At 69.7% G+C, this 20,444-nt stretch carries 20 protein-coding genes and 1 pseudogene; 14 read left to right on the forward strand and 7 right to left on the reverse strand.

The features are described 5' to 3' along the window. Positions 1-101: 101 nt before the first annotated feature. The 9 genes from CJ301_RS07825 to CJ301_RS07865 all read left to right on the forward strand — a co-directional run bounded on the left by CJ301_RS07825 (position 102) and on the right by CJ301_RS07865 (position 7,902). Positions 102-2,366 carry a heavy metal translocating P-type ATPase gene (locus tag CJ301_RS07825; RefSeq protein WP_099276020.1) on the forward strand — a complete coding sequence of 755 codons (2,265 nt, stop codon included), beginning with the start codon at positions 102-104 and terminating at the stop codon, positions 2,364-2,366. Further along, positions 2,363-2,569, forward strand: coding sequence for a cbb3-type cytochrome oxidase assembly protein CcoS (gene ccoS, locus CJ301_RS07830; protein ID WP_099276022.1), 207 nt, complete (start codon positions 2,363-2,365; stop codon positions 2,567-2,569). Before CJ301_RS07825 ends, ccoS begins: the two co-directional genes overlap by 4 nt. Beyond that, positions 2,566-4,218 (forward strand): cytochrome-c oxidase, cbb3-type subunit I, encoded by a 1,653-nt coding sequence (gene ccoN, locus CJ301_RS07835; protein ID WP_099276024.1) that lies wholly within the window; start codon positions 2,566-2,568, stop codon positions 4,216-4,218. The genes ccoS and ccoN overlap by 4 nt, the downstream gene beginning before the upstream one ends. A gap of 4 nt (positions 4,219-4,222) precedes the next feature. Next, positions 4,223-5,092: a cytochrome-c oxidase, cbb3-type subunit II gene (gene ccoO / locus CJ301_RS07840; protein ID WP_099276026.1), complete on the forward strand. Its 870-nt coding sequence runs from the start codon at positions 4,223-4,225 to the stop codon at positions 5,090-5,092. Between the two features lie 2 nt (positions 5,093-5,094). Continuing rightward, positions 5,095-5,265: a cbb3-type cytochrome c oxidase subunit 3 gene (locus CJ301_RS07845; protein ID WP_099276028.1), complete on the forward strand. Its 171-nt coding sequence runs from the start codon at positions 5,095-5,097 to the stop codon at positions 5,263-5,265. Beyond that, positions 5,256-6,128 carry a cytochrome-c oxidase, cbb3-type subunit III gene (gene ccoP, locus CJ301_RS07850; RefSeq protein WP_099276030.1) on the forward strand — a complete coding sequence of 291 codons (873 nt, stop codon included), beginning with the start codon at positions 5,256-5,258 and terminating at the stop codon, positions 6,126-6,128. The genes CJ301_RS07845 and ccoP overlap by 10 nt, the downstream gene beginning before the upstream one ends. Continuing rightward, positions 6,125-6,313, forward strand: coding sequence for a hypothetical protein (locus tag CJ301_RS07855; protein WP_099276032.1), 189 nt, complete (start codon positions 6,125-6,127; stop codon positions 6,311-6,313). The genes ccoP and CJ301_RS07855 overlap by 4 nt, the downstream gene beginning before the upstream one ends. After that, complete coding sequence (locus tag CJ301_RS07860) at positions 6,307-7,188, forward strand: DUF2189 domain-containing protein (RefSeq protein WP_099276034.1); 882 nt, start codon at positions 6,307-6,309, stop codon at positions 7,186-7,188. Before CJ301_RS07855 ends, CJ301_RS07860 begins: the two co-directional genes overlap by 7 nt. 144 nt (positions 7,189-7,332) lie before the next feature. Beyond that, a complete protein-coding gene (locus CJ301_RS07865) occupies positions 7,333-7,902 on the forward strand; it encodes a flavodoxin domain-containing protein (RefSeq protein ID WP_099276036.1) in 570 nt (189 codons plus the stop codon). 519 nt (positions 7,903-8,421) lie between these two features. On the opposite strand, the gene CJ301_RS07870 is transcribed toward CJ301_RS07865, so the two are convergent. Together CJ301_RS07870 and CJ301_RS07875 are read right to left on the reverse strand one after the other, a co-directional pair. Then, on the reverse strand, positions 8,422-9,159 hold the full coding sequence (locus CJ301_RS07870) for an SDR family oxidoreductase (protein ID WP_099276038.1): 738 nt from the start codon (positions 9,157-9,159) through the stop codon (positions 8,422-8,424). Between the two features lie 9 nt (positions 9,160-9,168). Then, positions 9,169-10,947, reverse strand: a complete 1,779-nt coding sequence (locus tag CJ301_RS07875; protein WP_099276040.1) for an IlvD/Edd family dehydratase — start codon at positions 10,945-10,947, stop codon at positions 9,169-9,171. A gap of 127 nt (positions 10,948-11,074) precedes the next feature. Here CJ301_RS07875 and CJ301_RS07880 point away from each other — a divergent pair, with 127 nt between their 5' ends. The 5 genes from CJ301_RS07880 (at position 11,075) to CJ301_RS07900 (ending at position 15,441) form a co-directional block, all read left to right on the forward strand. Continuing rightward, on the forward strand, positions 11,075-11,794 hold the full coding sequence (locus CJ301_RS07880; protein WP_099276042.1) for an AzlC family ABC transporter permease: 720 nt from the start codon (positions 11,075-11,077) through the stop codon (positions 11,792-11,794). Continuing rightward, positions 11,791-12,111 (forward strand): AzlD domain-containing protein, encoded by a 321-nt coding sequence (locus tag CJ301_RS07885; protein WP_099276044.1) that lies wholly within the window; start codon positions 11,791-11,793, stop codon positions 12,109-12,111. Before CJ301_RS07880 ends, CJ301_RS07885 begins: the two co-directional genes overlap by 4 nt. A gap of 90 nt (positions 12,112-12,201) precedes the next feature. Beyond that, positions 12,202-12,903 carry a hypothetical protein gene (locus CJ301_RS07890; protein WP_099276046.1) on the forward strand — a complete coding sequence of 234 codons (702 nt, stop codon included), beginning with the start codon at positions 12,202-12,204 and terminating at the stop codon, positions 12,901-12,903. Positions 12,904-13,007: 104 nt separating this feature from the next. Further along, positions 13,008-14,405: an FAD-binding oxidoreductase gene (locus tag CJ301_RS07895; protein WP_099276048.1), complete on the forward strand. Its 1,398-nt coding sequence runs from the start codon at positions 13,008-13,010 to the stop codon at positions 14,403-14,405. A gap of 340 nt (positions 14,406-14,745) precedes the next feature. Beyond that, entirely contained in the window at positions 14,746-15,441 is a 696-nt protein-coding gene (locus CJ301_RS07900; protein ID WP_099276050.1) for a GntR family transcriptional regulator, read from the forward strand. Between the two features lie 6 nt (positions 15,442-15,447). Here CJ301_RS07900 and CJ301_RS07905 read toward each other — a convergent pair whose 3' ends face one another. The 5 genes and pseudogenes from CJ301_RS07905 to CJ301_RS07925 form a co-directional block, all read right to left on the reverse strand. Further along, positions 15,448-16,383: a 2-hydroxyacid dehydrogenase gene (locus CJ301_RS07905; protein ID WP_099276052.1), complete on the reverse strand. Its 936-nt coding sequence runs from the start codon at positions 16,381-16,383 to the stop codon at positions 15,448-15,450. Then, positions 16,380-17,165 (reverse strand): hydroxypyruvate isomerase family protein, encoded by a 786-nt coding sequence (locus CJ301_RS07910; RefSeq protein WP_099276088.1) that lies wholly within the window; start codon positions 17,163-17,165, stop codon positions 16,380-16,382. The genes CJ301_RS07905 and CJ301_RS07910 overlap by 4 nt, the downstream gene beginning before the upstream one ends. Positions 17,166-17,214: 49 nt before the next feature. Continuing rightward, a complete protein-coding gene (locus CJ301_RS07915; protein WP_099276091.1) occupies positions 17,215-18,717 on the reverse strand; it encodes a malonate--CoA ligase in 1,503 nt (500 codons plus the stop codon). 2 nt (positions 18,718-18,719) lie between these two features. Further along, the gene (locus CJ301_RS07920) at positions 18,720-19,976 is read right to left on the reverse strand and encodes a malonyl-CoA decarboxylase (protein ID WP_099276054.1); all 1,257 of its coding nucleotides are present in this window, start codon (positions 19,974-19,976) and stop codon (positions 18,720-18,722) included. Between the two features lie 192 nt (positions 19,977-20,168). Continuing rightward, a pseudogene (locus CJ301_RS07925) lies at positions 20,169-20,444 on the reverse strand (replication initiation protein); the annotation flags it as partial.

A 20,444-nucleotide genomic window follows, 5' to 3' on the forward strand; every position in this document is an offset into this window, starting at 1 on the left:
ATACGAGTGCCCGAGGGTGCGAGTGGTCGTCGGTCGGGGAATGGAGCGCAATCTTCGCTCCGACCGGCGGAGGAAATCCGAGGGATCGCCGGGGAATCGCGATGAAGATGGACATCAACGAAAGCCATGGGCCCGCGCTGCCGGTCTCGGGCCCGCGCAAAACCGATCCGCCGCCGCGCGCCGAGCGGCTGGCGATGATCCGGCCCTCGGCGGCCGGTCGCGGGGTCTGCCTGCTTTCGGTGCCGGGGCTGCGCTGCGGCGGCTGCGTGGCCGCGGTCGAACGGGCCCTGGCCGAGCTGCCACAGGTCGTCTCGGCGCGGGCCAACCTGACCCTGAAGCAGGTGCGGGTGGTCCTGGCGCGGGCCGATGACGATCCGCTTCCTGTCCTCGAACGGCTCGACGCGCTCGGCCATGAGGCTCACCCCATCGAGGCCGACCGAGAGGCGGATACGAAAGGGGAAGGGCCGGGGCTGCTGCGCGCCATGGCGGTGGCGGGCTTCGGCGCGATGAACGTCATGCTGCTGTCGGTGGCGGTCTGGTCCGGTGCGGACGGGATCATGCGCGAGACGTTCCACCTGATCTCCGGGCTGATCGCGCTGCCCGTGGTGGCCTATGCCGGGCAGCCCTTCTTTTGGTCCGCGCTCTCGGCGCTGAAGGCCCGGCGGCTCAACATGGATGTGCCGATCGCCCTGGCGATCCTTCTGGCGGTGGCGCTGAGCCTGTTCGAGACGGCGCGTGGCGGCGAGGAGGTGTTCTTCGACGCGGCCGTGACCCTGCTCTTCTTCCTGCTCACCGGGCGCTATCTCGACCAGCTGATGCGGGACCGCGCGCGCAGCGCCGTGATGGGGCTTGCAAGGCTCGCGCCGAAAGGCGCCCTGCGCCTGTTGGCGGATGGCGGCCGGGAATGGCTGCCCAAGGAGGCGATCGCGCCGGGCATGCGGCTGGTCGTCGCCGCCGGAGAACGGCTGCCGGTCGATGCGCGGATCCGGCGCGGCACCACCGATCTCGACCGGTCGATCGTCACCGGCGAGGCGATGCCCCTCTCCGCCGGGCCAGGCATGGATCTCGAGGCGGGCACGCTGAACCTCACCGGGGAGATCGAGGTCGAGGTGCTGCGCGCGGCCGATGCCTCCTTTCTTGCCGAGATGATGCGGATGCTGGGCGCCGCCGAAGGCGGGCGCGGCGGCTATGTGCGCATCGCCGACCGGGCAGCAAGGCTCTATGCGCCCGTCGTGCATCTTCTCGCGCTCCTGACCTTCATGGGCTGGCTCTGGATCACGCGCGACTGGCAGGCCTCGGCCTTCGTCGCGATCAGCGTGCTGATCATCACCTGCCCCTGCGCGCTCGGCCTTGCCGTGCCGGTGGCGCATGTCGTGGCCGCCGGTCGGCTGATGCGCGAGGGCGTCCTGATGAAGGATGGCGCGGCGCTGGAACGCCTGGCCGAGATCGACCGCGCGCTGTTCGACAAGACCGGCACGCTGACCACGGGCACGCCCCGGATCACCGGCGGGCCCGAGGACGCCGACGACCGGGCCGTCGCCAGGGCTTTGGCCCTGCGCTCCCGGCATCCGGCGGCGCGCGCCATCGCCGGTCAGCTCGACGCGTTCGAGCTGACGGCGGAGGCGGTCGCGGAGCATCCCGGCCTTGGCGTCGAGGGGGTCGTCCGGGGCCGGCGCGCCAGGCTGGGCCGCGCCTCCTGGGTCGCGAAGATCGCGGCGGGGCCGCGGCCCGAGACCGGCCCCGCCTTTGCCATCGAAGGACAGGAGGCCCGCATGTTCGATCTTCACGAGACGCTGCGACCGGCGGCACGAGAGGCGGTGGCAGAGCTCAAGGCCGAGGGGCTGCCCGTGGCGCTCCTGTCGGGCGATGCGGGCGAACGCGCGGCCCGGATCGCGGCGCTGGCCGGTATCGACGAGGTGCATCACGGCGCGACACCGGCGCAGAAGGTCGCCCATCTCGACGCGCTGCGCAACGGCGGCCACCGGGCGCTGATGGTCGGCGATGGGCTCAACGACGCGGCGGCGCTGGCGGCGGCGCATGTCTCGATGGCGCCGGCGAGCGCCTCCGAGGCGGGCCGCACCGCCGCCGATTTCGTGATCCTGCGCGACGGGCTCGATGCCGTGCCCGCGACCTACGGGCTGGCCCGCGCCACGGCGCGGATCGTGCGGCAGAACTTCGCGCTCGCCATCGCCTATAACTGCATCGCCATTCCGCTGGCCATGGCGGGGCTTGTCACGCCGCTCCTGGCCGCGCTGGCGATGTCCGGCTCGTCGATCCTCGTGATCGGCAACGCGCTGCGGCTGAACGGGCGCCTTGCGCCGCCCAAGGCCCGGCCGGAGCCGCAAGCCCTGATGATGCCGGCATGAGCGTCCTGGCCTTTCTCATCCCGGTGACGCTCGCCATGGGCGCGCTCGGCCTCGCGGCGTTCTTCTGGAGCCTGCGCAGCGGCCAGTACGAGGACCTCACCGGCGACGCCGAACGCATCCTGTTCGACGCCGACGACACACCGCTGACCCCGCCGCGCGCCTCCCCGCGCCGCGACATGACCCCGAAGGAGACGATGAAATGATATCGAGCTTGACCCAGGCCGAACGCGGGGCAGCAATGCTGATCACGCTCTCTGGCATGGTGGCGGGCCTTGCCATGGCCGCCGCCGGGCGGGGCGATCCGATGGGCGCGCATGGCTGGATCGTGCTGGCCTTCTTCGCGCTGTTCTTCGGCCTGCTGGTGCGCGCGGCCTACGAGACCGAGGCGCCCGAGGACCGCAGCCTCGCCTATTACGACGATCCGACCAAGGTCGGCATCCTGATCGCGCTTGCCTGGGCGGTGATCGCGATGGGCATGGGGCTCTGGGTCGCGGCGCAGCTGGCCTGGCCGGACCTGCGCTTCGACGCGGCATGGTCGGGCTTCGGACGGCTGCGCCCGGTCCATACCTCGGGCGTGATCTTCGGCTTCGGCGGCAACGCGCTGATCGCCACCTCGTTTCACATCATGCAGCGCACCTCGCGCGCGCGGATGCCCGGGCAGGTCGCGCCGTGGTTCGTGCTCTTCGGCTTCAACCTGTTCTGCCTGATCGCGGCGAGCGGCTACCTGATGGGGGTCACCCAGTCCAAGGAATACGCCGAGCCCGAATGGTATGCCGACATCTGGCTCGTGGTGGTCTGGGTGGTCTACTTCGTCCTCTACATCCGCACGCTGGCGCGCCGCCGCGAGCCGCATATCTACGTCGCCAACTGGTACTACCTCGCCTTCATCCTCGTCGTGGCGGTGCTGCACATCGTCAACAACCTCGCGGTGCCGGCCTCCTGGACCGGGGCCAAGAGCTACTCGGCCTTTTCTGGCGTGCAGGACGCGATGACCCAGTGGTGGTACGGGCACAACGCCGTCGCCTTCTTCCTGACCTCGGGCTTTCTGGGCATGCTCTACTACTTCCTGCCCAAGCGGGCGGGGCGGCCGATCTATTCCTACCGCCTGTCGATCCTCTCCTTCTGGGGGATCACCTTCTTCTACATCTGGGCCGGCTCGCACCACCTGCACTACACCGCGCTGCCGCATTGGGTGCAGACGCTGGGGATGACCTTCTCGGTGATGCTGCTGGTGCCGTCCTGGGCCAGCGCGGGCAACGCGCTGATGACGCTCAACGGCGCGTGGCGCAAGGTGCGCGACGACGCGACGCTGCGCTTCATGATGGTCGCGGCGGTGTTCTATGGCCTGTCGACCTTCGAGGGCTCCTTCATGGCGATCCGCCCGGTCAACGGGCTGTCGCATTACACCGACTGGACCATCGGCCATGTCCATGCGGGCGCGATGGGCTGGGTGGCGCTGATCACCTTCGGCGCGATCTACGCGCTGGTGCCGGGGCTGTGGCGGCGCGAGACGATCTATTCTTGGAAGGCGGTGGAGTGGCACTTCTGGCTCGCCCTCGCCGGGACCGTCATCTACGTCTTCGCGATGTGGAACAGCGGCATCATCCAGGGGCTGATGTGGCGCACCTATGGCGAGAGCGGCACGCTGCTCTATTCCTTCACCGACAGCCTCGTGGCGATGCACCCCTATTACGTCGCGCGCGCCTTCGGCGGCCTGCTCTTCGTCACCGGCGCGATCATCGGCGCATGGAACGTCGTCATGACGATCCGCCACGTGCCGCGCCAGATCCCCGCGCAGGACCGGCCCACCACCCCAAAGACCATGGAGCCGGCGCTGCCGGCCGCGGAGTGATCCGATGAAGACGCTGTTCAAACCCCTCCTGAAACCCTTTGCCGCCTTCTTCGAGGGCCATGCCAAGGCGCATTACCGGCTCGAGCGGCATTCGCTCGGCCTCACCGCCGCGATCATCGTCGCGGCCGGGATCGGCGGCTTCATCGAGATCGCGCCGCTCTTCACCATCGACGAGACGGTCGAGGCCGCGGCCGACATGCGGCTCTATACCCCGCTCGAACAGGCCGGGCGCGACATCTACATCCGCGAGGGCTGCTATGCCTGCCACAGCCAGATGATCCGCGCCCTGCGCGACGAGGTGGAGCGTTACGGCCCCTATTCGCTGGCCGCGGAGTCGCAATACGACCACCCGATGCTCTGGGGCTCCAAGCGGACGGGGCCGGATCTCGCCCGGCTGGGCGAGAAGTATTCCGATGACTGGCATGTGCGCCATCTCGTCGATCCGCGCGCGCTGGTGCCGGAATCGGTGATGCCGCATTACGCCTTCCTGCTCGATGCGGGGCTCGATGTCGAAAGCCTGCCCGACCGGCTGGCGGCGCTGCGCGCGGTGGGCGTGCCCTATAGCGAGGAGATGATCGCCCGGGCCTCGGCCGATGCGATCGGCCAGGCGCTGCCCGACACCGACCGCGCCGACGGGGTGATCGAGCGCTACGGCGAGGCGACCGCCGTGCGCCTGTTCGACGGCAGCGCCGACAGGGTGAGCGAGATGGACGCGCTGGTGGCCTATCTGCAGGTGCTCGGGCGGCTCACCGATCTGCCCGCGCAGATCCAGCCCGCCCCCGATGCCGTGCCGGATGCGGCGCCGGATGCCCTGCGGGATGCGGCGGCGGATGCCGCGCCGGTCACCGCCCCGGTCACGTCTGCGGAGGGATGAGCATGGAAATCTCGCACGAGCTGTTCGTCGGCTTTTCCAAGTCCTTCGGGCTTTTCTACCTGATCGCCCTGTCGGTCGGGATCACGCTCTATGCCTTCTGGCCCTCCCTCGCGGGGCGGTTCGATAAGGCGGCGAAGAGCATTCTGGATGATGAGGACGGACCATGTCGGTAAAGGACCGCGACCCGCTGACGGGTCATCAGACCACGGGGCACGAATGGGACGGGATCACCGAGCTGAACACCCGGGTGCCCCGCGCCGTCTGGATCGCCATCATCGTCACCCATGTCTGGGCGCTCGCCGTCTGGGTGCTCCTGCCCGCCTGGCCGCTGGTGTCGAGCTATACCAGGGGCATCCTCGGGATCGACCAGCAGCAGGAGGTCGAACAGGACATCCTGCGCGCCGGGCTCGCGCGGAGCGACTGGCTGTCCGCGATCGAGGAGATGCCGGTCGAGGAGATCCGCGCCGATCCCGCGCTGATGTCGCGGATCGCGGGCACGGCGCCCGCGCTCTTCGGCGACAACTGCGCCGCCTGCCACGGTGCGGCGGCCACCGGCGGGCCGGGCTTTCCGAGCCTCGTCGACGACGCCTGGCTCTGGGGCGGCGACGCAAAGACGGTGATGGAGACGCTGCGCGTCGGCATCAACGCGCAGCACCCCGACACGCGATGGGCGCAGATGCTGGCCTTCGGGCGCGACGGCATGCTCTCGCGCAGCGAGATCCGCAGCGTGACGGGCCATGTCCGCGCGCTCTCGGGCGCCGAAATCGCGCCGGAACTCCGCGAGGCCGGGGCGACGATCTTCGCCGAAAACTGTTCGAGCTGCCACGGGGCCGAAGGGCGGGGCAACACCGATCTCGGCGCGCCGGACCTGACGGACGAGTTCTGGATCTATGGCGGTGACGAAAGCGCGGTCTACCGCACGATCTGGGATGGCCGGCAGGGTCTCATGCCCGCCTGGGAAGAGCGCCTGAGCCTTGCCGATCGCAAGATGCTCACCGTCTACCTGCAAGAGCTGGCAGCGGAGGCGGCGCCATGACGGCCCGGTTCGACACGCCGATGCGGGCGCGTCTCGCGGGCCTTGCGATCTGCCTTGCGGTGATCGCCGTCTTTGCCGGGGCCAATGCCCATCTCGTCGCCGTCTCCTTCGCCTCGCAGCCCGACTGCGTCCTGTCACCGACCATGGAAGGCGCCGCGTTCCGCGCGGCGAAACCCGCATGCTGAGCAACCGCACCGACCCGCCGCCGCCCGACAACCCGCATGCCAAGGGCGCGATCCCCAAGGTCGTGCCGCCGCTGCCGACCCCGAACCCGCATGCCCGCCACCTGCCCGCAAGCACCGCCCTGGGCTGGCTGAACGCAGGGTGGCGCGACCTGCGCGCCGATCCCGGTCCCAGCCTTGCCTACGGGACAGGCGTCTTCTTGCTCTCGGCCTCGATCGTCTGGCTGATGGTCCGGCTCGGGCTCGACTATGCGCTGTTTCCGGCGCTGGCGGGCTTCATGGTGATCGGCCCGCTCATTGCCAGCGGCCTTTACGAAAAGAGCCGCCGCCTCGAGCAAGGCAGAAGAACGCGGCTGGGGCAGATGCTCCTGGTCCGGCCCCGTTCGGGCCATCAGGCGCTGTTCATGGGGGTGCTGCTGCTGGGGCTGTTCCTGCTGTGGATGCGCGCGGCGGTGCTGATCTATGCGCTGTTCTTCGGCATCAATCCCTTTCCCGGCATGGACGAGATCGTGCCGATGCTGTTCCTGACGCCGACGGGATGGGCGCTGTTGCTGGTGGGCGGCTCGGTGGGCGCGCTGTTCGCCGCTTTCGCCTTCGCGATCAGCGTGTTCGGGGTGCCGATGCTGCTTCAGGAAAGAACCGACGCGCTCTCGGCGCTGGGGATCAGCATGGCGATGGTGTGGAACAACCTGGCCGTCATGCTGGCCTGGGGCACCATCGTCTTCGCGCTGTTCCTGGTATGCGTTCTGACCGCCTTCGCGGGGCTGATCCTCGTGTTTCCCGTGCTCGGCCATGCCAGCTGGCACGCCTACCGCGCGATCCGCGCCGATGAGCGGCAGACCGGCGAGGCCGAGCGCATGTTCATCCGCCCGGCCTGAACCGGCGCGCGCCCGCCGGGCCTCCTGCGGAGGAGGCCCCCGCAGGAGGCCCGACCTGATCCTGGGCAAGGCGGGGCGGCCCCGCAGGGCGCATGACGTCATGGCCGGCCATGATCGGCCCCCATCCTCAACAGGAGATCCGCAATGAAGATCGTCATCCTCTTTGCAAGCCTCGAAGGGCAAACCCGGAAGATCGCTCATTTCGCGCGGGACATGCTGCGCGAGGCGGGCCACGATGTCGCGCTGTTCGATGCCGCGGACAAGACGGCCAGCATCGATCTCGAGAGCGCCGACAGGATCGTTCTTGCCGGGTCGGTCCATGAAAGACGCCATCCCATGGCGCTCGAGGTGTTTCTGGCCGCGCACCGGCACGCCTTGGAAGCCCGTCCGACGCTCATGATCTCCGTCAGCCTCAGCGCCGCTTTCCCGGAAGGCCTTGAGGAGGCAGAGGATTATCTGGTCGAGATGATGATGCGCACCCGCTTCACGCCGCGCCATCGCGCATTGGTCGCGGGCGCCGTTCGCATCAGGAAATACGACTACTTCGCGCGGCAGGTGGTGCGGCATGTCGTGATGCGCGGGCGCGATTACGACCCCGACGAGGAAGAGCACGAATTCACCGACTGGGCCGGGCTGAGGGCCATCCTGAAGGACTTCATGTCGCCGCGGCCGATCGGCTCGCTGGCGCCGGTCGCCGGGCCCGCTTCGGCCTGAGCCGAAGGGCTTTTCCCCGGAGCATTCCGAACCGCAGGGACCGGGCCGGAGGCACGATGGTTCGGGACAGGCCCGGGCCGCCGAAGCTACGCCCCTCACCGATGGCCGCGACACGCGCACGCGCGAAAATCGGAGCGATGCCCGTGTTCTCCACCGGGCGCGGCATGTCGCCGTCCCGCCCGGCATGGGGCCGGGTCTCGGCATCGAGGCTGCCCCCCCGGTCGTCGATCTTCGCCACCTCACGCGCCATGCCGGGCATTCCATCGGCGCTTCCGGTTTCGAATGGCTGTCCAAGCGCCTTTCGGAAACCCTATCGGCCGATGCCTATACCGCGCCCCATCAGGAAACCGCGCGCTTGATCCGCGAGACAGGCGCGGCCCCGGATCGGTCGTTCGCGCGCCCCCGCGCGACGCGCCGCTCTCGACCGTGCTCCGGGGCGGGCTATACCTGCGGCCTCGGTGCGGATCGCGGTGCCGCCCCGCCGCCGGTCCCGAGGCCGCGGCGGGCGAAGGATCGCGCCTAGCCGCGGCCGATGAAGGGCATCTTGGTCGCCATGACGTTCATGAACTGCACATTGGCCTCGGGCGGCAGCGACGCCATGTGCAGCACCGCGTCGGCCACGTGGCCCACATCCATCACCGCCTCGATGGCGGTGGAGCCGTCGGCCTGCGGCACGCCGCGGGTCATCGCCTCGGCCATGTCGGTGAGCGCGTTGCCGATGTCGATCTGGCCGCAGGCGATGTCGAAGCGCCGCCCGTCGAGCGAGAGCGTCCGCGTCAGCCCGGTCACCGCGTGCTTGGACATGGTGTAGGGCGCCGAGCCGGGGCGCGGCACATGCGCCGAGATCGAACCGTTGTTGATGATCCGCCCGCCCTGCGGGTCCTGCCGGCGCATCAGCCCGAAGGCCCCGCGCGCGACGAGGAACATGCCGGTGATGTTGGTGTCGCAGACCTTGAGCCAGTCCTCGACCGATATCTCGTCGATCGGGCGGCCCGGCACGTTGGTGCCGGCGTTGTTGAAGAGCGCGTCGAGACGGCCCCATTGCCCCTCGATCGCGGCGAACAGCGCCTCGACCGAAGCGGGGTCGGTCACGTCGCAGCTTTGCACCAGCGCGGCGTCATGGCCTTCCGCCGTCTCGTGAAGCGGCGCCTCGCGCCGCCCGGTCAGCGCCACGCGCCAGCCCGCCTGGAGAAAACGGCGCGCCGTGGCGCGGCCGATGCCGCTGCCCGCGCCGGTGATCAGGATGGTCTTGCTCATCATCAATCCTCAGTGGTTGTCGCGCGGCAGGTCGCGGCCGACCTTGTGATAGGCCGTCGCCAGTTCGAGACAGCCGCCATCGGCAAGCTGGCCGACGTTTTTGCGGTAGATCTCCTGCCACGGCGTCTGGTTGCGCAACTCGGGCGGCGACCATGCGGCGCGGCGCGCCTCCCATTCGGCATCGTCCACAAGCGCATCGAGCCGGCAGGCCCCGAGATCGAGCCGCACCCTGTCGCCGGTCTTCAAAAGCGCCAGACCGCCGCCCACCACCGCCTCGGGCGAGGCGTTGAGGATCGAGGGGCTCTCGGAAGTGCCCGATTGCCGCCCGTCGCCCACCGTGGGCAGGTGGTTGACCCCGGCCTTCAGCACCGCGTCGGGCGGCTGCATGTTCACCACCTCGGCCGAGCCGGGATAGCCGACGCAGCCGACGCCGCGGATGAAGAGGATCGTCTCGGCGTCGATCTCCAGCGCCGGATCGTTGATCCGCTCGTGGTAATCCTCGGGACCTTCGAACACCACGGCGCGCGCCTCATAGATGCCCTCATGGCCGGGGCGTTCGAGATAGCGTTCGCGGAACCCCTTGGAGATCACGGAGGTCTTCATCAGCGCGCTGTCGAAGAGGTTGCCCGAGAGCACCAGGAAGCCCGCATTGATCCGCAGCGGCGCGTCATGCGGCAGGATCACGTCGGTGTCTCGGCTTTCCCAGCCTTCGAGGGTCTCGCCCATGCTCCGGCCCGAGGCGGTCATCGCGCCTTCATGCAGGCGGCCCGCCTTTTTCAGCTCGCCCATCACCGCGGGCACCCCGCCCGCGCGAAAGAAGCTTTCGCCCAGATATGTGCCCGCGGGCTGCATGTTGACCAGAAGCGGCACGTCGAAGCCGATCTTCTGCCAGTCGGTGACGTCGAGCGGCACGCCCGCATGCCGCGCCACGGCCTGAAGATGCGGCGGCGCATTGGTCGAGCCGCCGATCGCGGAGTTGACGATGATGGCGTTCTCGAAGGCCTCGCGGGTCAGGATGTCGGAGGGCTTGAGGTCCTCATGCACCATGCCGACGATGCGGCGGCCCGTCTCGTAGGCCATGTTCATCCGCTCGCGGAAGGGCGCGGGGATCGCCGAATTGCCCGGCAGCGTCATGCCGAGCGCCTCTGCCATGGCGTTCATCGTGCTTGCCGTGCCCATGGTGTTGCAATGGCCAAGCGAGGGCGCGGAGGCGCAGACCCGGCCCATGAACTCGTCATAGTCGATCCTGCCCTCGGCCAAGAGGCGGCGGCTTTCCCAGATGATCGTGCCAGAGCCCGCGCGCTCGCCCTTCCACCAGCCATCGAGCATCGGCCCGCCATTGAGCGCGATGGCGGGGAGGTCGACCGTCGCCGCGCCCATCAGCATGGCGGGCGTGGTCTTGTCGCAGCCGGTGGTCAGCACCACCCCGTCGATCGGGTAGCCATGCAGCACCTCGACGAGGCCGAGATACGACAGGTTGCGGTCGAGCGCGGCGGTGGGCCGCTTGCCCGTCTCCTGGATCGGGTGGACCGGGAACTCCATCGGGATGCCGCCCGCGTCGCGGATGCCCGCCTTGATCCGGTCCATCAGGAAGACGTGGATCTTGTTGCAGGGCGCGATGTCGCTGCCGGTCTGGGCGATGCCGATCACCGGGCGCTCGCCCTGAAGCTCGCCTTGGGTATAGCCCTGGTTCTGGTAGCGCTCGACGTAAAGCGCGGTCATGCCGGGGTTGTTGGGGTTGTCGAACCATTCCTGGCTGCGGAACTTGCGCCTGGCGCGGGTGTCCATGGCCGTCTCCTCTTGTCGGCAAGGGGGCCATCGCGGGCCGCCAATCTGCTTGTGGCAGGATCGTCAAATGGTATACCACGCGCAAGGGCCAATCCGCCCGCCGACGTCCCGTGACCGGAGCCACCCGATGCCGCCGCCTCGCCATCCCTTTCGCGCGGGCTTCCGCGATTGCCTGCCCTTCGTGCTGATCGTGATCCCCTTCTCGACCCTGTTCGGCGTCGTCGCTCGCGACGCGGGCCTCGATGTCTTGCAGGTGATGTCGATGTCGGTGATCGTCATCGCGGGCGCGTCGCAGTTCACGGCACTGGCGCTTCTGCAGGACGGCGCGCCGGTCTTCGTGGCGCTTCTGGCTGCATTGGCGGTTAATCTGCGCATGGCGATGTATTCCGCAGCACTCGTGCCGCATCTGGGCGCGGCCCCCTTGGGCGCGCGGGCGCTCGCGGCCTATCTCATGGTCGATCAGAGCTTTGCCGTGGCGGTGCGCCGCTACGAGGACAGCCCCGAGATGTCGGTCTCCGAGAAGACGCGCTACTATTTCGGCTGCATGGCCGTGGTCTGCCCGATCTGGTATGGCTGCACGCTGGCGGGGGCGCTGATGGGCCGGGCGATCCCGGCCGAGCTGTCGCTCGATTTCGCGGTGCCAGTCTGCTTCATCGCGCTGCTCGCGCCCTTGCTGCGCAGCCTGCCGCACCTGTTCGCCGCGCTCGTCTCCTCGGTCGTGACCATCGCCCTTGCCGGCCTGCCGTGGAATCTCGGCCTGCCGGTCGCGGCCCTCGCCGCGATGATCGCGGGCGCGCAGGCCGAACTGGTCCTGCGCCGCCGCGCCCGCAAGGAGGGCCACGCATGATCGAGGACAGCGCCTTCTGGAGCCTGACGCTGGCGCTCGGGCTCGGCACCTTCCTGATCCGGTTCTCCTTTCTGGGGCTCTTGGGCGGGCGGCAGCTGCCCGACTGGCTGCTCCTGCATCTCAAATATGTCGGCGTCGCGGTGTTTCCGGCGCTGATCGTCCCGGCGGTGCTCTGGCCCGCCGCATTGGGCGGCGAGACGGAGGCCCCGCGCGTGATCGCGGCCTTGCTGGCGGTGGCGGCGGGGCTGCGCTTCGGCCCGGTCGGGGCGATCACGGCGGGGCTCGCCGCGCTCTACGCGGCGCAGGCGCTGCTCTGAGCCGTCTTAGGCTTCGGTCAACACCCTGCGGTATAGAAGCGGGCCGCAAGGGGCCGGTCGCGCGGCCCTGCCCGATCGCGGAGACCTGCCATGCCCCCTTCCCTCGTCCGCCCGCTGCTGCTCGTCGCCGGCCTTGCCCTTTGCGGCCCGGCCGCGCGGGCCGAGCCCGGCCTGCGCGGCTCGCTCTTCGTCGATAGCGGGGCGAGGCGCGCGCTGTGGGACGCGCCGGGCCGGCTTCCCGACAGCGCCGTGCCGCCGGTCCGACGCGCGGCGCTGGCCGCCCCGATGGCCCACCCCGCCGCCCCGCCGTCGGGCGGCGATCCCCGCGCCCGGCTGCGCGCGCTGATCGCCTCGGCCGAGGCGGGCAAGGCGGGCTATGACGCGGTGCAGCACGGCGCGCGGCGCAAACCGCCCGCGCCGCCGACCCGGATGACCATCGGCCAGATCCTCGACTGGATCGCCCGCACGCCGGGCCAGCCCCATGCCATCGGCCGCTACCAGTTCATCCCGCCGACCCTGCGCCTGCTGGTGAAGCGCGCGGGCTTCACCCGCGAGACGCGGTTTTCCCCCGCCGTGCAGGACAGCCTCGCCGATCTTCTGCTGATGGATGCGGGGCTGGCGCGGTTCGAAACCGGCAGGCTCGACCCGCACGGCTTCATGGACAACCTCGCCCGGATCTGGGCCGGGCTGCCGACCCGCTCGGGCCGGTCGCATTACCACGGCGTGGCGGGCAACCGCGCCACGATCAGCCGCGCCAGCTTCGAACGCGAGCTGCGCGCCATCTACCGCTGAGCGCCGCCTCCCCCCATCGCGCGGCTTGATGCGGCGCGAGAATGGTATACCCATCATTCCGCAAGGACAGGGCGCGACGATCGACCCGCGCCGGGGGAGGACAGATGCAGACCATTCACCCCGCCGCCCCGGCGGCGATCGCGGCGCTGGCGCCCCTGCTCGGCGACAGGCTCACCACCGCGCGGGCCGCGCGCGAGCAGCACGGCGCCAACGAGGCGCATCACCCCGCCGCCCCGCCCGACGCGGTGGCCTTTCCCGAAACCACGCAGGAGGTGGCCGAGATCCTGCGCGCGGCCCATGCCCATGGCTGCCCGGTCACCGCCATCGGCGCGGCAAGCTCGCTCGAAGGGCATCACCTCGCCATCGAGGGCGGCATCGGGCTGAGCCTCGCACGGATGGACCGCATCCTCGCCGTGCATGCCGAGGACATGGACGCGGTGGTCCAGCCCGGCGTCACCCGCAGACGGCTCAACGAGGAGCTGCGCGCCACGGGGCTGATGTTCCCGGTCGATCCCGGCGCCGACGCCTCGCTTGGCGGCATGGCCGCGACCCGCGCCTCGGGCACCACGGCGGTGCGCTACGGCACGATGCGCGACAACGTGCTGGCGCTCGAGGTGGTTCTGGCCGACGGGCGGATCATCCGCACCGGCAGCCGCGCCCGCAAGTCGAGCGCGGGGCTCGATCTCACCCGGCTGATGATCGGCTCGGAGGGCACGCTCGGCATCATCACCGAGATGACGCTGAAGCTGCATGGCCAGCCCGAGGCGGTCTCGGCCGCGACCTGCCGCTTCGGCTCCGTCGCCGACGCCGTCGATTGCGTGATCGCCACGATCCAGTCGGGGCTGGCGGTGGCGCGGATCGAGCTTCTGGACGAGATGATGCTGCGCGGCTTCAACGCCTATCAGAACAGCGATCTGCCCGAGGCGCCGCATCTCTTCGTGGAGTTCCATGGCAGCCCCGCGGGCGTCGGCGAGCAGGCGCAGGCCTTCGGCGATCTGGCGGGCGAATTCGGCGCCATGGGCGTCCGCTGGACCGACCGGGCCGAGGAATGCCGCGAGCTGTGGCACATGCGCCACCAGGCCCATTACGCGACCGGCGCGCTCGATCCGGGCAAGCGGACGCTGGCCACCGATGTCTGCGTGCCGATCTCGCGGCTGGCCGAGGCGGTGACCCATGCCCAGGCGCTCGCCCGCGAATTGTCGCTCACCTCCACCATCGTCGGCCATGTCGGCGACGGCAATTTCCACTGCGGCCTGCGCGTCGACCCCGGGGATGCGGAGGAAATGGCGCGGCTGCACCGCTTCACCGACGCGCTGGCCGAAAACGCGCTGCGCCTGGGCGGCACGGTGACGGGCGAACATGGCATAGGCTTCGGCAAGATCGGCTACATGGCGGCCGAGCATGGCGAAGCCGTCGCGGTGATGCGCACGCTGAAATCCGCCCTCGACCCCAAGGGCATCCTCAACCCCGGCAAGATGCTGCCCCCCGGGGACGAAGGCTGACCGCCGCTCCCCCGAGGGACTATTCCCGCGCCCGCCTCGCGGGCCGGGTGATCGACATCACCGCGCCCGAGACGCCGACCATGCGCGACCTGACGGAGCGCGATGTCGAGGGGCGCTCGGCGCTGCTTTCGGCAAGGCCAGGGACAAAGACGCCTCCTGCGCCGACGGCCCCTTCACCTGCGTCTTCGACGATCCCTACAGCAGGGACGACAGGCGCATGGCCGAGCTGACGCACACCGTGACGGGCGCGGGCTTGCTCGACAGCCCATGGATTTTTGGTATACCATATACGAGCGCCCCACCTTTCCCCGATCCCGTCCTCTGCCGAAGAAGGCCCCAGATGACCGCCTCTCCCCTGCCCGAACAGATCGCGCACAAGCTGCGCCGCGACATCCTGCGCGGCACCCTCGCGCCCGGCGATCCGATCAAGGAGCGCGACAATGCCGAGGAGCTCGGCGTCAGCCGCACGCCGCTGCGCGAGGCGGTGCGCATATTGGCCAAGGAGGGGCTGGTGCAGCTGCGCCCGGCGCGCAGCCCGGTGGTGGCCGACCCCTCGCTCAAGGAGGTGCGCGACGCGGTGGCGGTGCTTCGGGCGCTGGAGATCCTGTCGGGCGAGCTGGCCTGCCGCGAGGCTACGGACGAGGAGATCGCCGAGATCCGCGCCCTCTCCGAGCGGCATCTCGACCTCAGTGAAACCGCGACGGGCGACGGGCTGATCGAGCTGTTCGAGCTCGACATGGCGTTCCACACCGCCATCGCCCGCGCCTCGCACAACCCGGCGCTGGCCGAAACCCACGCCGCCTATCTGGCGCGGATGTGGCGGCAGCGCTACCTCTCGGCGGTGCAGCGCCGCGCCCGCGAGCGGGTGCGCAGCCAGCACGAGAACATCGTCGCCGGGCTGGAGGCGCGCGACCCGGCCCGCGTCGCCTCCGAGATCAACGCCCATCTCGCGGCGCTGGCCAGCAACCTCACCCGCCTGTTCGAGGCACGCGAGACCGGGCGCGACCTCGCCGCCGACCTGACCGGCATCGACTAGGCGGCTTCAGTTCACCGGCGTCGGCAGCGCCCTGCCCGCGAGGAAGGCCGCGATGTTGTCGCGTTGCAGCCGCCCCATCGCCGCGCGCGTCTCCCGCGTGCCCGAGCCCTGATGCGGCTGCAGCACGACCGTCTCCAGCGCGCGGAACCGCGGGTTCACCTTCGGCTCGCCCTCGAACACGTCGAGCCCCGCGCCGCCCAGACGCCCCGCCTCCAGCGCGTCGAGCAGCGCCGCCTCGTCCACCGTCGAGCCGCGCGAGATGTTGATCAGAACGCCCTGCGTCCCCAGCGCCCCGATCACCTCGCGCGAGACGTAGTTCTCGGTCTCCGGCCCGCCGACCAGCGCCACGACGAGGTAATCGACCGCCCCCGCCAGATCGACCGGATCGGCGTGGTAGCGCCAGCCCGGCGTCTCCTTTTCGGAGCGCGAATGGTAATGGATCTCCATTTTGAACGCCGCCAGCCGCTCGGCGATGTCGCGCCCGATCCGGCCCAGCCCCATGATGCCCGCGCGCCGCCCCGAGACCTTGCGGTTGAGCGGAAAGCTCTCGCCCCCGGCCCATGCGCCCGAGCGCACATGCGCGTCGCCCTGAAGCATCCTGCGCTGCTGCATCAGGAGCATCGCCACGGCAAGATCGGCCACGTCGTCATTGAGCACCTCGGGCGTGTTGGTGACCCGCACCCCGGCAGCCCCCGCCGCCTCCACGTCGATCGCGTCATGGCCCACGCCGTAATTGGCGATCACGCCGAGCGCGGGCAGAAGCGCCATCTCCTCGGCCCCGAAAGGGTGATGCCCCTTATAGGCCACGGCGCGCACATCGCCGCGCTCGGCCTCTTCCAGCCCGCGCATCTCGTCGAGGCTCGCAACCACCCGCGCCCCCATCTCGCGCAGCCCCGCCAGATCGGTCTCGGTATAGCTGCCGATCGCCAGTATCTCGCTCATCTCGTTCCCCCTGCCCGCTCTTGCGGGAATGCGTCCATCCATGAAAGCCCGTCCTCGGTGCGCCCCGAGCGCGGCCTGTATTCCGCGCCGACCGGCGCGGCCCAGCCCATCTCGCGCAGCGCCGCGATCAGGTTGGGGTAATGCAGCTCGCCGCCATCCGGCTCGCCCCGGTCGGGCACGCCCGCGATCTGCACATGGCCGATCAGCCCGCGATGCGCCTCGAAGCGGCGGATCAGGTCGCCTTGCATGATCTGCAGGTGATAGCAGTCGAACATGATCCTCAACCCCGGATGCCCGACCGCGGCGCAGGTCTCGGCCGCCTGTTCGAGATGGGCGAGGTGATAGCCCGCCACGTCGCGCCGGTTGATCGGCTCGATCAATATGCCGATCCCCTCCGGCGCGGCCAGCTCGCAGGCATGAGCGAGGTTGGCGCGAAACGCGGCCTCCGCCGCGCCGCCGCCATCCGTGCGCCCGGCCATGACATGCACGTTCTTCGCGCCGATCGCGGCGGCATACTCCACCGCCTGCGCGATCGCCGCGCGCGCCTCCGCCCCGCGTCCGGGCAGGGCGCACAACCCGAACTCGCCCGCCTCGCCCGGCACGGTGTTGAGCCCGATCATTTCGAGCCCGGTCTCGTCGAGCGCCGCGCGCAGCGCGCGCGCCGGGATGTCATAGGGAAAATGGCACTCCACCGCGCCGAAGCCGTGGCGCTTCGCCGCGCGCACCGCGTCGGGCAGCGCAAGCTCGGTGAACAGGAATCCCAGATTGGCCGAGAACATCAGTCCCACTCCCCGTCGAATGTCGTCGCCACGGCGCGGATCTGCGCCTTCGTCAGCCGCCGAAACGGTCGCGCAGCAGGTTCTTCTGGACCTTGCCCATGGTGTTGCGCGGCAGCTCATTGATGATCTCGAGCCGCCGCGGCTGCTTGAACCGCGCAAGCTGCCCCTGCATCGCCGCCATCACCGCCTCGGGATCGATCTTCGCGCCGGGCCGCGGCACCAGCACGCCGAGCACGCTCTCGCCGAAATCGGCGTCCTTCACCCCGATCACCGCGCTTTCCAGCACGCCGGGCTGCGCGTCGAGCAGAAGCTCGATCTCCTTGGGATAGATGTTGTAGCCGCCCGAAATGATGAGATCCTTGTCGCGCCCGACGATGCTGACATAGCCATCCTCGTCGATCCGACCCAGATCGCCGGTGATGAAGAACCCGTCCTCGCGCAGCTCGGCCTTGGTCTTCTCGGGCATCTGCCAATAGCCCTTGAACACGTTGGGCCCGCGCACCTCGATCAGCCCGATCTCGCCCTGCGGCAGCTCCGCCCCCGTCTCCCGGTCGGTGATCTTCAGCTCCACCCCCGGCAGCGCAAAGCCCACCGTGCCCGCGCGCCGCTCGCCCTCATAGGGGTTGGAGGTGGTCATGTTGGTCTCGGTCATGCCGTAGCGCTCAAGAATGCGGTGCCCGGTGCGCTTTTCGAACTCCGCATGCGTCTCGGCCAGAAGCGGCGCGGAGCCCGAGATGAAGAGCCGCATGTTTTCGGTCAGTTCGCGGGTGAACCTCTCGTCGCCCAAGAGCCGGGTGTAGAAGGTCGGCACCCCCATCAGCGCCGTGGCCTTCGGCATCAGCTCGATCAGCGCGCCCGCGTCGAATTTCGGCAAGAAGATCATCGAAGCCCCCGCCACCGCGCAGACATTGGTGGCGACGAAAAGCCCGTGGGTGTGAAAGATCGGCAGCGCGTGCAACAGCACGTCCTCTTCGGTGAAGCGCCAATGCTCGGCCAGCGTCACCGCGTTGGAAATGAGGTTGCCCTGGCTCAGCATCGCCCCCTTGGAGCGGCCCGTGGTGCCCGAGGTGTAGAGGAAGGCGGCGAGATCCTCCTCGCTGCGCGCCACCGTCTCGAACCGGTCCTCGTGCCGCGCCGCCTGCGCCATCAGCCCGCCATGGCCGTCCGCCCCGAGCGTCAGGATCTGCGCGCCGCAGCGGTCGCAAAGCGGCGCGAGATCCGCCTCGCGCGAAGGATCGCAGATCACCATCCGCGCGCCGCTATCCTCGATGAAATAGCTCAGCTCCTCGACCGTGTAGCCGGTGTTGAGCGGCAAGAACACCAGCCCCGCCTGCGTGCAGGCAGCATAGAGCGCCAGCGCCTGCGGGCTTTTCTCGACCTGCGCCGCGACCCGGTCGCCGGGGCTGAGCCCGGCATCGACCAGCGCATGGGCGATCCGCGCCGCCAGCCCGAGAAAATCGGCATGGCTGATCACCGGCCCGCTTTGCGGGATCAGAAACGGCGTCCTTCGCCCCGCATGGCGTCCGAACAACGTGTCATAGAGCGGGTTGGCCATGCTCATGCCCCTTCCTTCCTTGCCCGCCCGTTGCGGGGAAGAAGCCCGCGCACGCCGTCCGACGCCGCCACCTCCTGCCGCTTGGCAAAGCCTTCGTGGTTCTGGGTGATCCTGCCCAGATCATAGAGATAATTCACCATCGCGCCGCAGCTTTCGGCCCGCCCCTTGGGCGAGATGTCGGCATTGGCATGGACCGCGTGCAGCTGCGCGCCGTTGCCGAGGTGAAACCGGGCGACGGGGTCGAGCGGCATGCCGCCCTCGCGCTTGGCGGTGAGCAGGTAGCTCGCCGCCGTCCGGCGCAGCGCCTCGTCGTCGAGCCGGGTCGGATCGATCGCCTCCGTCTCCATCCAGGCCCTGAGCCCCGGAATGGGCGAAAGCGTCACGAAGGTCCTGAGCCCCGGAAGCTCGGCGGAGAGATCGGCCACCACCTGCTTGATCAGCGAGTTGCCGAACGAGATCCCCGCCAGCCCCGACTGGCAGTTCGAGATCGAGTAGAACACCGCCGTGTCCGCCTCCGCCGTCTCGACCTCCTCGCGCCCCTCGGCCAGAAGCCCCTGCACCGAGCCGGGAATGCCGCGCGTCAGCGCCACCTCGACGAAGATCACCGGCTCGTCGGGCATGGCCGGGTGAAAGAAGGCAAAGCAGCGCCGGTCGGCGGGCTCGACCCTTCGGCGCAGATCGTCCCAGCTGTCGATCGCATGCACCGCCTCATAGGCGATGATCTTCTCGAGGATCTGCGCCGGGCTTTCCCAGCTCACCGGGCGCAGCACCAGAAAGCCGCGGTTGAACCAGCTCTGGAACAGGTGGCGGAAATCCTGGTCGAGCGCGGCGCGCGGGTCGTCGCGATCAAGAAGCCGCAAGAGATCCGCCCGCATCGCCACCAGCCGCGCCGTGGCCCCCGGCACCCGGTTGAGTCGGCGCACCAGCTCCTGCCGCGGCGGCTCGGCGGCCTCGAGAAAGGCGCGGTAGCTCTTGGGCCCCGGCGCGGCCTCATAGGCGTCGAGTGCCGCGCGCACCGCCTCGGGGTCGATGTCGAGCTTCTCGGCCAGATGCGCGAAGAACGCGATCTTGCCCGCGTCGTCCTTGGCGGCATAGCGGTCGAGAAGCTCGCGCGCCGAGGTCAGCCCCGACACCTCGCCCGCATTCGACAGAAGATCCGCGATCAGCGTCTCGTCCGAGCGATCATCGGCCTCGCGCGCGGGCTGCCACGGGTAGCGGCGTTCGAGAATGGTCGAAAGGACATCGGACAGGATGCTCATATCGCGGCCCCCATGACAGCGTCGGGCAGCCATATCGCCAGCCCCGAAAACCAAAACCGGCAGCGCGGCTTGCGCGATCCTGCCCTCATCGGGTGGGAGAGTGCGGCCCCAAGCCCGCGCGATCAAGCCGCTCCGCGCGCCGGTCGCGACGATCGCCGCGGCGCAGTGGCCGCCGATCCCCACCGCGCCGGGCTATTCGGGCGGCATCTGCGGCAGATCGTCGAAGAGGCCGGGCTGCATCTCCTCCCAGAAGGCGAAGATCGCCCGCGCATTGAGCGCGCTTTCCCAGCCATGCCGGCGGAAATCCTCGCGCTCCATCTCGCCGGTCAGCCGCCCCAGCATCAGCCGCCGGTCGGCGTCGCGCTGGGTCGGGTTGCGCTTGCGCGTGGCTTCGGCCACCGCGCCGAACCGCGCCACCCGCGCCGCGCGCCGCGCCGCGCGTTCGTCGATCTCGGCCTCGTCGCGCGC

Origin of the sequence: Limimaricola cinnabarinus (assembly GCF_002723615.1) — a bacterium.
Classification (GTDB): Bacteria; Pseudomonadota; Alphaproteobacteria; order Rhodobacterales; family Rhodobacteraceae; genus Limimaricola; species Limimaricola cinnabarinus_B.

What these genes read in the sequence shown, in the direction of transcription:
- CJ301_RS07825 (WP_099276020.1), top strand. Translation starts at nt 102, where the DNA reads ATGAAGATGGACATCAACGAAAGCCATGGGCCCGCGCTGCCGGTCTCG.
- ccoS (WP_099276022.1), top strand. Translation starts at nt 2,363, where the DNA reads ATGAGCGTCCTGGCCTTTCTCATCCCGGTGACGCTCGCCATGGGCGCG.
- ccoN (WP_099276024.1), top strand. Translation starts at nt 2,566, where the DNA reads ATGATATCGAGCTTGACCCAGGCCGAACGCGGGGCAGCAATGCTGATC.
- ccoO (WP_099276026.1), top strand. Translation starts at nt 4,223, where the DNA reads ATGAAGACGCTGTTCAAACCCCTCCTGAAACCCTTTGCCGCCTTCTTC.
- CJ301_RS07845 (WP_099276028.1), top strand. Translation starts at nt 5,095, where the DNA reads ATGGAAATCTCGCACGAGCTGTTCGTCGGCTTTTCCAAGTCCTTCGGG.
- ccoP (WP_099276030.1), top strand. Translation starts at nt 5,256, where the DNA reads ATGTCGGTAAAGGACCGCGACCCGCTGACGGGTCATCAGACCACGGGG.
- CJ301_RS07855 (WP_099276032.1), top strand. Translation starts at nt 6,125, where the DNA reads ATGACGGCCCGGTTCGACACGCCGATGCGGGCGCGTCTCGCGGGCCTT.
- CJ301_RS07860 (WP_099276034.1), top strand. Translation starts at nt 6,307, where the DNA reads ATGCTGAGCAACCGCACCGACCCGCCGCCGCCCGACAACCCGCATGCC.
- CJ301_RS07865 (WP_099276036.1), top strand. Translation starts at nt 7,333, where the DNA reads ATGAAGATCGTCATCCTCTTTGCAAGCCTCGAAGGGCAAACCCGGAAG.
- CJ301_RS07870 (WP_099276038.1), bottom strand. Translation starts at nt 9,159, where the DNA reads ATGAGCAAGACCATCCTGATCACCGGCGCGGGCAGCGGCATCGGCCGC.
- CJ301_RS07875 (WP_099276040.1), bottom strand. Translation starts at nt 10,947, where the DNA reads ATGGACACCCGCGCCAGGCGCAAGTTCCGCAGCCAGGAATGGTTCGAC.
- CJ301_RS07880 (WP_099276042.1), top strand. Translation starts at nt 11,075, where the DNA reads ATGCCGCCGCCTCGCCATCCCTTTCGCGCGGGCTTCCGCGATTGCCTG.
- CJ301_RS07885 (WP_099276044.1), top strand. Translation starts at nt 11,791, where the DNA reads ATGATCGAGGACAGCGCCTTCTGGAGCCTGACGCTGGCGCTCGGGCTC.
- CJ301_RS07890 (WP_099276046.1), top strand. Translation starts at nt 12,202, where the DNA reads ATGCCCCCTTCCCTCGTCCGCCCGCTGCTGCTCGTCGCCGGCCTTGCC.
- CJ301_RS07895 (WP_099276048.1), top strand. Translation starts at nt 13,008, where the DNA reads ATGCAGACCATTCACCCCGCCGCCCCGGCGGCGATCGCGGCGCTGGCG.
- CJ301_RS07900 (WP_099276050.1), top strand. Translation starts at nt 14,746, where the DNA reads ATGACCGCCTCTCCCCTGCCCGAACAGATCGCGCACAAGCTGCGCCGC.
- CJ301_RS07905 (WP_099276052.1), bottom strand. Translation starts at nt 16,383, where the DNA reads ATGAGCGAGATACTGGCGATCGGCAGCTATACCGAGACCGATCTGGCG.
- CJ301_RS07915 (WP_099276091.1), bottom strand. Translation starts at nt 18,717, where the DNA reads ATGGCCAACCCGCTCTATGACACGTTGTTCGGACGCCATGCGGGGCGA.
- CJ301_RS07920 (WP_099276054.1), bottom strand. Translation starts at nt 19,976, where the DNA reads ATGAGCATCCTGTCCGATGTCCTTTCGACCATTCTCGAACGCCGCTAC.